A 13035-nucleotide genomic window follows, 5' to 3' on the forward strand; every position below is an offset into this window, starting at 1 on the left:
AGCGGCTGAACCAATCCGGGGAGGCGGCGCAGGCATGACCTATGCAGTTGAAACCCACCACCTGTCCAAGACCATTGACGGCAGCCCCATACTGAACGATATAACCATGAGTGTGAAACAGGGCGAGATTTACGGCTTTTTAGGCGCAAACGGCGCGGGGAAAACCTCGCTGATGAAAACGCTCTATCACATCATGACCCCGGACGCTGGAACGATTACCCTGTTGGGGGAGCGCGTTGAAAAGGGAAACCACCCTGTTTTCTCCCGGATTGGGAGCATCATCGAAAGCCCGGTTTTCTATCAGCATCTAAGCGCCCGCGAAAATCTGGAACTGCATTGCGGCTACATGGGCGCAGGCTATGAACGCATTGGGGAAACGCTGGCGATGCTGGGCCTCTCGGAAACAGACAGCAAGATGGTGGGGAAATTTTCTTTAGGCATGAAACAGCGGCTTGCCCTTGCAAGGGCCTTTCTGACAAGGCCGGAACTGCTCATTCTGGATGAACCAATCAACGGTTTAGACCCGCAGGGCATTCTTGAAGTCCGGGAACTTCTCCGGCAAATCAACCGGGAGTACCACACAAGCATTTTAATATCCAGCCATATCCTGGACGAGCTGTCCAAAATCGCGGACACTATCGGTATCATAGACCACGGCTCCATGCTTGCGGAAATATCCATGGCGGAAATTGAGAAAAAGGGCATGAACCTTGAAACCTACTATTTGGAATTGCTGGGAGGGGGTAAAAGCGGTGCTAAACCTCATTAAGCTGGAATTGAAAAGGGTTTCTCTCAAATCACATTTCATCGGACTGCTGGCCGCAAATATCGTGATTGCCCTGTTGAGCGCATTTACATCCTCCCTTTTGAACGCAGGCGGCGGGGTTGCTGTGACCGGCCTGCCTCCCGCGCAACTGGATACATTGACGCTGGCAACCATGCTCGTACGGGCTACGCTGATTGTTTGGGAGGCGGTCTTGATTTCGGTATTTATCGTGGAAGAATACCGAAACAAAACGATCAACCTGCTCTTTACCTATCCTGTCCAGCGTGGGAAATTGATTGCTGTAAAAATCATTCTGATATGCGTCGTCATGCTCCTGTTTCACGCGCTGTCCGGCGTTTTTCAATTTACCTGCTTGTCCGTTGCAAGCAAATATTTCCCCTTTGTCACTGTCAGCCCCGCAAATCTGATAACACAAGCTGTCACAGCATTGTCGGCTGTTCTGCTGGGTCTGCTCCCGCTCTATATCGGAATGATAAAGAAGTCCACGATTGCGACCATCGTTTCATCTTTTGCAAGCTGTATTCAGATACATATCACAGCCTTGAGCGACATTCACCAAGGTTGCGTCGAAATGTTCAATGAAGTGCCAGCGATGTTCGCTCTCCAATTCTTTACGTTCTTGATGGAGTGCCTCAGAAAACCGGGCGCGGAGCGATACGAAACGGGTCGCGCTTGGGAGATGTAAATCGCAAAGATGATTAATCAATTGATCCCGGAAAATCAGTGACTCCTAGCTACAATCAAAAACCAGTACCAACGGGACCTGGGGATTTTCTGACAGCAGCCGCTCTAAATTTTTAAGTACTTGCTTTCCGTAATTTCGCCACAATTTGGAGTAGCTACTATCCTCTGAACTGCGCAAGGAGAGGACGCTGAGTGCGTAAGCGAAGGTATCTGCCATTTCGCTGGCGATTAAGTCGACCCGTTTGACTGATGCCGTTTTAAAATTTTCCAAAAAGTTCTTATACAGTATTGGCTCATTCTTCTCCTGACCAATATCCACTACCAAGGACCATTGGACATTGCAGAGGCCTTTAAGTTCTGCTATATCCTTTGACGTATACGCATCGTCTGTGACAAGAACAGAAACATAGTTAGTAAACTTTAAGAAATCATCCCAAAGATCTTCAGTATCAGTAAATGCTGCGGGAAGGTTTAGGCTGCTGATATCATTTTCATCATAAGGAAAATCAATTTTCTCCAGCAAAAGCTTAAAGCAATGAGAGATATAGAGCAGAACCTTCAACTGTTTGCCAATCTTTGAGCAGTTTTTTTGCAAAAAAAGTTGATCCCCGCCGCAATTCTGGCCATTAAGAACTGGATCTCAATATCATCTTTTTCATTCTCTAAATTCGCACTTTCCACCCAATCTGAGATGCTTCCGCATACAGCATTTCGAACCATATACTCCAGGTAATACTCGTTTGCTGCAGCTGACTCAAACGGCGAAAGCGTGATAATCTGCTCCAGCATTCCGTTCCAACGATTTAGATCGTTGTCTTTAAAATTGTCATAAAAAGCGCTAAATTCAAAGTAGGCATGGTCAAACAGCAGATAAGAGTTAAACTCCGTGCTGTCAAAGTCGATAATTGAATAGGAATTGTCTGTAGCCAGCAGATTAAAACCATGCAAATCACCGTGCACCGCGCCTTTAAAGAGGTGGATGTCAGATAGGTGGCTGCTCCAACCGGCGATATGTCTCATAAAATAGAGCGGATTAGGATAGATGGTACCGTTAATGGCAATGCATTCTGCCCCAGAACGGTCCAGCAGTACCTCCATCCTAGGGGCAAACCGCCCGTTCTCTCCGAGTTGCTTTTTTAACAGGCGACTATAAAAATCTTCCGCAGTTCCATCAATCTGTACTGTTTCATTCAAAACGGCCAGCAGGTCACGCAACGCCCATCGGGCGTATTTTGCAATACGCACTCCATCCAAAGTGGAAAAAGCGACGGAATGCATCTGGCTATTATTCGCTTGGCTATAGATGATAACATCCTTTCCACCAACTTGGCCCGTTGCTTCTACCTTAACTAAATGATTGGAGAATTGAGGAGCATAGTCGTAAAGCTGCCGGGCCTTGGCCGCCTCATTTTCATCTCGGTCCCCTGCAGTGGTGCAGATTTTAATGATGTGACGGCCATTTAAACGGTTCCTGCGGCTTTTTACCTTGATGCTATACACCTCTGCTCCAGATCGGCCATCAGTCAAAGGAACATCATTAATATCTTGATCGTTGACAACAGATAACTTTTCTTTGATATAATCTAATATTTCCTTTGATAGCATAAAATCTGTGCCTCCTTTTGAAATGTTACTACCATCTTAAATAAAGATAAAGTAATTTGTTATCTTCTTGCTCAAAATAGATACCAATGTTCCACCTTTTCAGCATCCGATTCGTTTTTAAGGAGTCAACTGTGTTTCGAGCAAAGCGATGAGCAGATTTCGTGAGAATCATGTCAACCTTACCGTGTTTGCAGGCCAATAGCAATGCCTTAAACCTGCCCCGCCCTTTTATCCGTGTTCCGCTACCTATATCGGAATATACACCAGCGAACTCTCGAATTGGATTTTGTTTGATATGGTCCTCATAATAGCGTTTCTGTGCCATTAAACTGGATCGCTGTTCAGCCGCTCGGATAGTGATACGGCAATATGCTGCTATTCTTAGTTTTGCCGGAGCTTTATTATTGGTGGAATTATTCTTGTGGTCCTCATATGGCCCCTTTTATCTTTCGTGAGAGCGACATCTGCGCTTTTTTTCATTTGGACAAGTTCAAACAATTCTTTCGTGATAATTGCTGGATGATGACTCATCATGACAGTTTTAGCATTCAAATCAATATTTTTGACTTGCACTCCATTTATGAACTGAGTTTTTCCCAAAATAGCGCAGGCTGTCAATGTCAGAAGTTTTCTGAAAATTGTAAAGAAGTACACCGAGCCGACATCGTTGACTTCCCAACTCCTGCATGAATTTGTGGACAAGATCGTTGTCCACGAAGCCGACAAGTCCAGCGGCCACCGCATCCAGCGGATTGACGTACACTACAACTTTATTGGGGAGGTTGATTTTTCCCCGGAATTTCGCAGGTAAAAGAAGTAACAGCATGGCGCTGTTGCACCAAGCTGTTACTTCCCTCCGAAATATCAAAATGTTCTTTATGCGTGGAAACCCTTGATATTACAGTGTTCCTATTAAAACTCATTCATATGGTATACGGTTCCGGCGGCGCCATCCGGCACGTCATGACTTTTCCGGATGGATATCATCATGATCCCGCACTTGCACAGACACCGGAATCCATGTATACTGGAAGAGAAAAAACTTGAAAACGGAGTGATCTCATGAACACCGCTCTTGGCACGCTTTGGAATCTGGCCGGTTACATCGCCGCAGTGGCTCTGGGCGCATGGCTGGGCTCCCGTCCCAGCGTGCGCACACGGCCTCTCCCCTGGCTGGGAAAGCTCCAGTTGGCGGCGCTGATGATCCTGATTGTCTCCCTGGGGGTAAAGCTGGGAGCAGACGATGAGGTCATCACCTCCCTGGGGCAAATCGGCTGGACCGCCTTTCTAATCACTGTAGCCGCCATGGCCGGCTCCGTACTGGCCCTGTGGCTCCTGCGCCGCTTTGTGCTGCGGCTGGACCGGCAGGGAGTGCCGGCAGGTGCTGGCGCCGGAACGGAGTCTGGTGGTGAGAGCGGCCAGAAGGCTGACAACTCCCTGACCAAGTGGATCGTGGGGGCCGTGGCTCTGGGAATGCTGGCGGGTTATTTCCTGGTTCCGGACGCAGTGGTGGCCTACTGCGGGCAGGTGATCGATCTGGGATTGTACCTGCTGCTGTTCCTGGTGGGCATGGACATGGGCAAGCAGGGCACAGTGGTCTCCGATATCAAAACCGCGGGCTTCAAGGTACTTCTGATTCCCGCGGCGGTGGCTGCCGGCTCTCTGGTGGCGGCGGCCCTGGTAGGTCTGGCGCTGGAGATCGGCCCCAAAGACGCCATGGCAGTGGCCGCCGGCTTCGGTTGGTACTCCCTGGCCCCCAGCCTGCTGGCTCCCTATTCCCTGCCGGTATCCGCCGTGTGCTTTCTGGCCAACGTCATGCGGGAGGTCTTCGCCATTTTGACCATTCCGCTGGTGGCCCGGCACATCGGCTTTGTGGAATGCGTAGCCCTGCCGGGAGCGGCAGCCATGGACACCGTCCTCCCCGTGGTAATCGGCGCCACCCATGAGCGGATTACCATCTACTCCTTTACCAGCGGCGTAGTGCTCTCTCTTGCGGTGCCCCTGCTGGTGTCCGCTATCGTAGCACTGTGATATCCTTTATTTCAAACAGAGAGGAGCTTTCCTATGGATGAATCCTGGCGCGATAAAAATTACTCCCACTTCTCCCACAGGGACTGCGAGTTCTTCCCCTGCCACCAGGGGGTGGATGCGGCGTCCTTCAACTGCCTCTTCTGCTACTGCCCCCTGTACCTCATGGGGAACCAGTGCGGCGGAAAGTTCACCTACACCGCCTCCGGCATCAAGGACTGCAGCGGCTGCACCATCCCTCACCGGCCGGAGAATTACGGCTATATCATCCGGAAGTTCTCGGAGGCGGCGTCAGAGCAGTCCCGGAAACCGTGAAGAAAATGCCGGCCGGGTCTTGCGTTTTCACCTGCGGTGTAGTATAATATTATCGAAAGATAAATATCGCAAAGCAGTCGGAGCCGTTCCTTATCCGAAGGAACGGGTAATAGGGAAACAGGTGCAAGGCCTGTACGATCTCGTCACTGTATGTAATGAGCGCGCTGTCTCAGTCAAAACAGGACAGCCACTGGCGAAAGCCGGGAAGGCGATGGCGCGCGATGATTTACGAGTCAGGAAACCTGCCGCCTGCTGGTACAGGAATACCGTTCGGTGTTCCAGATCACGAGGGCTTGATTGTACCGCTTCCCCTTAAAGGGTTCGCGCTTGTGGTCATCTTGATAAGATGACCGCTTTTTTTGTCCTGCGTATTCCTGTACCTTAAAATTACTGGTGTAAAATTTTACCATACATCAGAGCGGCGGCGTTTATCCCCGCCCCGGAAACACAAGGAGGAATACACAGATGAACAAAAAAAGACTGCTTTCCCTGCTGGTCATGGCCGCCATGGTGGCCGGAATGCTGACCGGATGCGGCGGAAACAAAACCAGCGACGCCCCCCAGGATCCCGCCCCCAACCAGGACGCTCCCGCTCCTGCGGAAAATGAGACGCCGGAGCCCGCCGAAGAGGACGGTGAGGACTACACCACCGGCGACGCCTCTCTGGACAACCCCCGGAATCAGGACGGCATCGGTGAGGACGAGCTGCTGGTCATCAGCTTCGGCACCAGCTTCAACGACAACCGCCGCCTGACCATCGGCGCCGTTGAGGAGGCCATGGAGAAGGCCTTCCCGGACTGGTCCGTGCGCCGGGGCTTCACTGCCCAGATCATTATTGACCACGTTCAGCGCCGGGACGGCGAGGTCATCGACAACGTAGGTCAGGCGCTGGACCGGGCCGTGGAAAACGGCGTTAAGCGCCTGGTAATTCAGCCCACCCACCTGATGGACGGCCTGGAGTACAACGACGTGGTCAACGAGGCAGCCCAGTACGCCGACGCATTTGAGGCCATGGCCATCGGCGCGCCCCTGCTGACCTCCGATGAGGATTTCCAGATTGTGTCCAAGGTCATGGCGGAGGCCACCGCCCAATACGACGACGGCAAGACCGCCATCTGCTTCATGGGCCACGGCACGGAGGCCGCTTCCAACGCCATCTACGCCAGGATGCAGCAGGTGATGACCGACGCCGGGTATGCCAATTACTTCATTGGCACCGTGGAGGCCGCCCCCACCCTGGACGACGTGCTGGCCATGGTCCAGGCGGGCAGCTATGAGCGGGTGGTGCTCCAGCCCATGATGATCGTCTCCGGCGACCACGCCAACAACGACATGGCTGGCGACGATGAGGACACCTGGAAGACTGTTTTTGAGAATGCTGGCTATGAGGTGGAGTGCGTTTTGAAAGGTCTGGGCGAGTACGAGGCCATTCAGAACCTGCTGGTTGCCCACGCCCAGACCGCCATTGACACGCTGGGATAACCGCATCCGCTGCGTCTCACAAGTCATTTCTTTGTACGGCAGGCTGGGCTCCGGCCTGCCGTGCAAAACACGGAGGTTAAATCATGAAAAAATTCTTTCTTCTGCTGTTTTCCCTGATTCTGACAGTCCTGCTGTCCGCTGGCTGCGGCGCCGCGCCGGACGCCGCCCCCTCCGAACCGGTGACTCCGCCTCCGGCGGCGGAGCCGGAACCCCCGGAGGCTTCCAAGGTGGCCTCCGCTGACCAGATGGCCCCGGTAGAGGATGTAGTGGACCCGGATCTGGTCCCTGTCTACGCCGATTCCCTCCGGGACGGCTCCTATGCTGTCACGGTAGACTCCAGCTCCTCCATGTTCAACATCACCGCCTGCGAGCTGACGGTGGCCGGAGGGAAAATGACCGCCGTGATGCACATGGGCGGCACGGGCTATCTCTACGTCTTCCCCGGCACTGGCGAGGAGGCCGCCCAAGCAGAGGAGAGCGTCCTGATCCCCTACTCGGAGGTCGAAGGCGGCGCCCACACCTTCACTCTCCCCGTGGAGGCCCTGGATATGGGCGTCAACTGCGCGGCGTACAGCAAGAAGAAAGAGATGTGGTATGACCGCACTCTGGTCTTCCGGGCGGACTCTCTGCCAGCTGAGGCCTTTCAGGGCGGAATCTTCGCCACAGCAGAAAGTCTGGGCCTGGCCGATGGCAGCTACACCGTCTCCGTGGCTCTGGAGGGCGGCTCTGGCAAAGCCAGGGTGGACTCTCCCGCCGCACTGCGGGTAGAGGGCGGCATAGCCTATGCCACCATTGTCTGGGGCAGCTCCAATTATGACTATATGCGGATCGATGAGGAGAAGTTTCTCCCCCTGAACACAGAGGGTAATTCCACCTTTGAGATTCCGGCGGCGTATTTTGACCGCAAGCTGGTGGTCTTTGCCGACACCACCGCTATGAGCACCCCTCACGAGATCGAGTACACCCTGTGCTTCGACTCCGCCTCCATCGAAAGCGCGTCATGACCAAGGGGAGCTGTCCGCCCCTCCGGAGTCTCCTGGCGCTGCTGGTTTTGCTGTCTCTCTGCGGCTGTGCTCAACAGACGGAGCCGCCGCTGCCGCCGGAGCCGGAGGCGCCCCAGGCCCTCTCCTGGGACGCGCTGGAATATGAGCGCAGTCTGGATCTCCTATACGCGGAGCAATTTTCTGTGGAGTATTATACTGGAAATTATCAAAAAATTGCCGTTGGAGACGGAAACCACTATCTGGTAGTGCCGGAGGGAGCGGAAATCCCCTCCGGCGTCCCGGAGGAAATCGCGGTGCTGCGTCAGCCCCTGGACAGCATCTACCTGGTGGCCACCTCTGCCATGGACCTCTTCCGGCAGCTGGACGCCATCGGCGCCGTCACCCTCTCCGGCGTGGACACCTCCGGTTGGTACATCCCGGCGGCCCGGGAGGCCATGGAGGCAGGCCGCATGACCTATGCCGGAAAGTACAATGCCCCGGACTACGAGCGCATTCTGGATGCAGGCTGTGACCTGGCGGTGGAGTCCACCATGATCTACCACAATCCGGAGGTCAAAGAGCAGCTGGAGCGGCTGGGCATACCGGTGCTGGTGGAGCGCTCCAGCTATGAGAGCCATCCCTTAGGCCGCATGGAGTGGATCAAGCTGTACGCCGCTCTGCTGGGAAAAGAGGCGGAGGCGGAGTCCTATTTCAACGGTCTCATGGAGCGGCTCACCCCCATTCTGGAGCAGGAGAACACGGGAAAAACCGTAGCCTTCTTCTATATCACCTCCACCGGAGCAGTGAATGTGCGCCGCTCTGGAGATTATATCGCAAAGTCCATCGGCCTGGCCGGCGGAATCTACGCCTTTTCGGATTTGGAGAGCGGCGATGGAGTCAAATCCACCATGAACATGCAGATGGAGTCCTTTTACGAGGGCGCCCGGAATGCGGACGTGCTGATCTACAACAGCGCCATTGACGGTGAGCTCCAGACCGTGGACCAGCTGCTGGAGAAGAGCGGCGTCCTGGCGGATTTCAAGGCCGTGCAGACGGGAAACGTCTGGTGCACCGGGAAGAACCTCTTCCAGGAGAGCCTGGGCCTGGGGGACCTGATTACGGACCTCCACACTGTCCTCTCCGGTGTGGACGTCCCGCTGACCTACCTGCACCATCTGGACTGACGGAGGCACAGACCATGAAACAAGCCCACTCCCGCTACTGGTGCGCCTTTCTTTTGTTGTTTGTCCTGCTTGCCCTTCTGGCGGCTTGGAACATCAATGCCGGCAGCGTACCGCTCACCGGAGCAGAGATCCTCCATATCTTATTCAGTCCTCCGGACGGCAGTACGGAATACGGAATTGTCCGCACCCTCCGGCTGCCCCGGATCTGTGCCGCCGTCATTCTGGGCGGCGGCCTGTCCGTCTCCGGCTTCCTGCTCCAGACCTTTTTTGCCAATCCCATCGCCGGCCCCTTTGTGCTGGGCATCTCCTCCGGAGCCAAGCTGGCGGTGTCCCTGGTGATGATCTCTCTACTGAGCCGGGGGCTGATCGCCGGCTCAGCGGCGCTGATCGCCGCCGCCTTTGCGGGAGCGATGCTCTCCATGGGCTTTATTCTGCTGATCTCCCAGCGGGTGAAACGGATGAGCATGCTGGTGGTCTGCGGCGTGATGATCGGATATATCTGCTCCGCCATCACGGATTTCGCCGTCACCTTTGCCGAGGACTCCAACATCGTCAACCTCCACAACTGGTCCATGGGCAGCTTCTCCGGCATCTACTGGGACAGTGTGGCAGTAATGGCTGTGGTGGTAGGCGTCGCCATGGTGCTGGCCTTTCTTCTCTCCAAGCCCATCGGGGCCTACCAGATGGGAGAGGTGTATGCACAGAACATGGGCGTGAATATCAAGGCCTTCCGACTGGCGCTGATCCTGCTCTCCAGCATCCTCTCCGCCTGCGTCACAGCTTTCGCAGGCCCGATCTCCTTTGTGGGCATTGCCGTGCCCCATCTGGTCAAGAGCCTCTTCCGCACTGCCAAGCCCATTTTGATCATCCCGGCGTGTTTTCTGGGGGGCGCGGTATTCTGCCTGTTCTGTGACCTCATCGCCCGGACAGCCTTCGCCCCCACAGAGGTCAGCATCAGCTCCGTTACCGCCGTCTTCGGCGCACCCATCGTGATCTACATGATGGTTTTCCAGCGGGGAAAATCCAATCTGTAAGCAAGGAGGCGCCGCCGGATGCGGGACTATCTTTACACGGAGGACCTGTCCGTCGGATACAACGGTCAGCCCCTCATCGACCATATCTGCCTCCATCTGCGCCGGGGGGAGGTCATGTCCCTGATCGGCCCCAACGGCTCAGGAAAGTCCACTATTCTGCGCAGCATCATCCGCCAGATCGCCCCCATCCGCGGCACGGTATATCTGGATGGCCGCTCCATGAGTCAAATGACGGCCCTGGAGACCGCCAAACGGCTCTCCGTCCTGATGACGGACCGGGTCCATCCGGAACTGATGACCTGCCGGGATGTAACGGCCACCGGGCGCTATCCCTACACCGGAAAGCTGGGCCTGCTGACAGCGGCGGACTGGGCCAAGGTGGACGAGGCCCTGGTCCTGGTCCACGGGGAGGACCTGGCAGACCGGGATTTTTCTCAGATCAGCGACGGGCAGCGCCAGCGCGTTCTGCTGGCCCGGGCCCTGTGCCAGGAGCCGGAGGTCATTGTACTGGACGAGCCCACCTCTTTTCTGGACATCCGCTACAAGCTGGAGCTGCTCTCCATCCTCAAGGACATGGTACGCCGGCAGGGTCTGGCGGTGCTGATGAGCCTCCACGAGCTGGACCTGGCCCAGAAGATCTCCGACTATGCGGTCTGTGTCCACAACTGTGCCATTGAGCGCTGCGGTCCGCCGGAGGATATCTTTACTGCTGAATATATCTTAGCGCTGTATGACGCCGCCCGAGGCAGCTATAACCCGGATTTCGGCTGCCTGGAGCTGGAGCCTCCCACCGGAGCTCCCCAAGTGTTCGTCATCGGCGGCGGGGGAAGCGGTATCCCGGTGTACCGCCGTCTTCAGCGGCAGGGAGTGCCCTTTGCTGCCGGAGTGCTCCATGAAAACGACCTGGACTATCCGGTGGCCAAAGCCTTGGCGGCGGCGGTAATCTCCGAGGCGGCCTTTATCCCCATCGGGGACGCGGCCTTCCGCTGTGCGGCGGAGCAGATGGAGCGCTGTCCCAGGGTTCTCTGTCCCCTCTCCGCCTTTGGACCCATGAATGAAAAAAACCGCCTCCTCCGGGAGCTGGCGGAGAAGGCGGGGAAACTTTCATGAGCGCGGGATTTGAACACTATATCCTCTCCGGCGGCAGGCGGCTTCGCTGCGGCTACACCACCGGAACCTGCGCAGCCCTGGCGGCGGCGGGAGCCGTCCGGCTGCTTCTGACCGGGGTTCCGCCCTCCTCCGCCTCCCTGGAAACCCCCAAGGGCCTCACGGTGGAGGTCCCGCTGGAATCCTGCCGCTTTACAGACGGCAGGGCCGCCTGCGCCGTCCGCAAGGACGGCGGGGACGACATCGACGCCACCGCCGGACTGCTGGTCTTCGCCCACGCGGAGCGGCAGAAGGTTCCCGGCGTGGCCATTGAGGGCGGCCCCGGTGTGGGCCGTGTGACAAAGCCCGGATTGGACCAGCCGGTGGGCGCCGCCGCCATCAACCGCGTGCCCCGGCAGATGATCCGGGAGGCCGCGGCGGCTGTGTGCGGCGAGCTGAAATACGGCGGCGGAGTCCGGATCACCATCTCCGTCCCCGGCGGTGAGGCGGCCGCGAAAAAGACGTTCAACCCCGAACTGGGCATTATGGGGGGCATCTCCATTCTGGGCACCTCCGGCATTGTGGAGCCCATGAGCCTCCGGGCCCTGGCGGACACTGTAACTCTGGAGATCCGTCAGGCCGCGGCCCAGGGAAACCGGCACATCATCCTCACTCCCGGGAACTACGGAATGGACTTTCTCCGGACCCAAGGGCTGGACAGGCGCGGGGTTCCGGTGGTAAAATGTTCCAACTTCATTGGCGAGGCCCTGGACGCCTGCGCCGCGGAGAACTTTGAGACCGTCCTGCTGGCAGGGCACACCGGCAAGCTGGGAAAGCTGGCCGGTGGGATCATGAACACCCACAGCCGCTATGCGGACTGCCGCACGGAGCTGTTCTGTGCCCACGCGGCGGTGTGCGGTGCTTCCACGGCGGCGTGCCGCGCCCTGATGGACGCCCCTTCCTCCGACGGCTGCATTGCCATTTTGGACAATGCGGGCCTGCGGACGGCGGTACTGGAGAGCATGCTCTCCGCCATCCACCTCCATCTGGACCGCCGGGCCGCCGGGGTATTTCTGGTGGGAGCAATCCTGTTTTCCAACGAGTACGGCCCTCTGGGGCAGACCGAAGCTGTAAAGGAGATCATGGAGGCATGGAAGTGAGAAACGGTGTATTCTACGGCGTGGGCGTGGGCCCCGGCGACCCGGAGCTGCTGACGCTGAAGGCTCTGCGGACACTGGAGCGCTGTCCGGTCATCGCGGCGCCCCGGACCAGAAGCGGTGAGATGCTGGCCTTGGACATTGTCCATCAGGCCATGTCCTTGGAGGGAAAGACCATCCTTCCCCTGAATTTCACTATGTCCCGGGACCCCGCCGTCCTCCGCGCCTCCCATCTGCGGGCATCGGAGGATATTGCAGCCCATCTCTCGGCGGGGCGGGACGTTGCCATGCTGAACCTGGGGGACGTGTCCATCTACGCCACCTTTGGCTACCTGATGGACATTCTCACTGGCAGCGGGTATGAAGCTGTGATGGTCCCCGGCGTGCCCAGCTTCTGCGCTGTGGCGGCCCGCCTGGGCGTCAGCCTCACCACCGCCTCCTCTCCCCTGCACATTCTCCCCGCCAGCAGAGACGCCCTGGAAGAGCAGCTGAGCCTGCCGGGGACCAAAGTGCTGATGAAGTCCGGCAAACAGCTCCCCCAGGCGGCAGAAGCGCTGCGCCGGAAGGGCCTTTTAGAGAAGGCCGCCATGGTCCGGGACTGCGGCCTGCCCACAGAACAGGTCTGCCGGGATCTTCAACACCTGCGGTCGGAGACGGGGTATTTCGCCACCGTCATCGTAAAGGAGTAAA

Annotated in this window: 16 protein-coding genes and 1 riboswitch; of the genes, 12 read left to right on the forward strand and 4 right to left on the reverse strand. The window is 56.8% G+C overall.

Going from position 1 to position 13035, the window contains the following annotated elements; genetic code table 11:
- Positions 1 to 34: 34 nt before the first annotated feature.
- A complete protein-coding gene (locus tag QZ326_RS02790; protein ID WP_295741012.1) occupies positions 35 to 769 on the forward strand; it encodes an ABC transporter ATP-binding protein in 735 nt (244 codons plus the stop codon).
- Positions 753 to 1472 (forward strand): ABC transporter permease, encoded by a 720-nt coding sequence (locus QZ326_RS02795; RefSeq protein WP_295740965.1) that lies wholly within the window; start codon positions 753 to 755, stop codon positions 1470 to 1472. Before QZ326_RS02790 ends, QZ326_RS02795 begins: the two co-directional genes overlap by 17 nt.
- 45 nt (positions 1473 to 1517) lie before the next feature.
- Here QZ326_RS02795 and QZ326_RS02800 read toward each other — a convergent pair whose 3' ends face one another.
- The 4 genes from QZ326_RS02800 to QZ326_RS13370 are packed head-to-tail and all read right to left on the reverse strand — an operon-like array spanning position 1518 to position 3730.
- Positions 1518 to 2033, reverse strand: a complete 516-nt coding sequence (locus tag QZ326_RS02800; RefSeq protein ID WP_295740967.1) for a hypothetical protein — start codon at positions 2031 to 2033, stop codon at positions 1518 to 1520.
- Positions 2030 to 3076, reverse strand: a complete 1047-nt coding sequence (locus tag QZ326_RS02805) for a hypothetical protein (RefSeq protein WP_295740968.1) — start codon at positions 3074 to 3076, stop codon at positions 2030 to 2032. The genes QZ326_RS02800 and QZ326_RS02805 overlap by 4 nt, the downstream gene beginning before the upstream one ends.
- Before the next feature lie 28 nt (positions 3077 to 3104).
- On the reverse strand, positions 3105 to 3455 hold the full coding sequence (locus QZ326_RS13365) for a recombinase family protein (RefSeq protein ID WP_365328161.1): 351 nt from the start codon (positions 3453 to 3455) through the stop codon (positions 3105 to 3107).
- Between the two features lie 2 nt (positions 3456 to 3457).
- Positions 3458 to 3730, reverse strand: a complete 273-nt coding sequence (locus QZ326_RS13370; protein WP_365328164.1) for a recombinase family protein — start codon at positions 3728 to 3730, stop codon at positions 3458 to 3460.
- Between QZ326_RS13370 and QZ326_RS13375 the strand changes: the two genes are divergently transcribed.
- The 10 genes from QZ326_RS13375 to cobI all read left to right on the forward strand — a co-directional run bounded on the left by QZ326_RS13375 (position 3678) and on the right by cobI (position 13034).
- The gene (locus QZ326_RS13375) at positions 3678 to 3887 is read left to right on the forward strand and encodes a DUF4368 domain-containing protein (RefSeq protein WP_365328167.1); all 210 of its coding nucleotides are present in this window, start codon (positions 3678 to 3680) and stop codon (positions 3885 to 3887) included. The two genes, QZ326_RS13370 and QZ326_RS13375, sit on opposite strands and share 53 nt — an antisense overlap.
- Before the next feature lie 251 nt (positions 3888 to 4138).
- Entirely contained in the window at positions 4139 to 5107 is a 969-nt protein-coding gene (locus QZ326_RS02810) for a lysine exporter LysO family protein (protein WP_295740970.1), read from the forward strand.
- Between the two features lie 33 nt (positions 5108 to 5140).
- Positions 5141 to 5419, forward strand: a complete 279-nt coding sequence (locus tag QZ326_RS02815) for a cysteine-rich small domain-containing protein (protein WP_295740971.1) — start codon at positions 5141 to 5143, stop codon at positions 5417 to 5419.
- A gap of 61 nt (positions 5420 to 5480) precedes the next feature.
- Positions 5481 to 5684, forward strand: a riboswitch (cobalamin riboswitch).
- 200 nt (positions 5685 to 5884) lie between these two features.
- Positions 5885 to 6901 carry a sirohydrochlorin cobaltochelatase gene (locus QZ326_RS02820; protein WP_295740973.1) on the forward strand — a complete coding sequence of 339 codons (1017 nt, stop codon included), beginning with the start codon at positions 5885 to 5887 and terminating at the stop codon, positions 6899 to 6901.
- An 83-nt stretch (positions 6902 to 6984) separates the two neighbouring features.
- A complete protein-coding gene (locus tag QZ326_RS02825; protein WP_295740974.1) occupies positions 6985 to 7905 on the forward strand; it encodes a hypothetical protein in 921 nt (306 codons plus the stop codon).
- Positions 7869 to 9068: an ABC transporter substrate-binding protein gene (locus QZ326_RS02830; RefSeq protein ID WP_365328147.1), complete on the forward strand. Its 1200-nt coding sequence runs from the start codon at positions 7869 to 7871 to the stop codon at positions 9066 to 9068. Before QZ326_RS02825 ends, QZ326_RS02830 begins: the two co-directional genes overlap by 37 nt.
- Before the next feature lie 14 nt (positions 9069 to 9082).
- Positions 9083 to 10102, forward strand: a complete 1020-nt coding sequence (locus QZ326_RS02835) for an iron ABC transporter permease (protein ID WP_295740977.1) — start codon at positions 9083 to 9085, stop codon at positions 10100 to 10102.
- A gap of 18 nt (positions 10103 to 10120) precedes the next feature.
- A complete protein-coding gene (locus tag QZ326_RS02840; protein WP_295740979.1) occupies positions 10121 to 11212 on the forward strand; it encodes an ABC transporter ATP-binding protein in 1092 nt (363 codons plus the stop codon).
- Positions 11209 to 12348: a cobalt-precorrin-5B (C(1))-methyltransferase CbiD gene (gene cbiD / locus QZ326_RS02845; RefSeq protein WP_295740981.1), complete on the forward strand. Its 1140-nt coding sequence runs from the start codon at positions 11209 to 11211 to the stop codon at positions 12346 to 12348. Before QZ326_RS02840 ends, cbiD begins: the two co-directional genes overlap by 4 nt.
- Positions 12339 to 13034 carry a precorrin-2 C(20)-methyltransferase gene (cobI, locus tag QZ326_RS02850; protein ID WP_295740983.1) on the forward strand — a complete coding sequence of 232 codons (696 nt, stop codon included), beginning with the start codon at positions 12339 to 12341 and terminating at the stop codon, positions 13032 to 13034. Before cbiD ends, cobI begins: the two co-directional genes overlap by 10 nt.
- The last annotated feature ends 1 nt before the right edge of the window (position 13035 follow it).

Source organism: uncultured Oscillibacter sp. (assembly GCF_910587525.1).
GTDB lineage: Bacteria > Bacillota > Clostridia > Oscillospirales > Oscillospiraceae > Oscillibacter.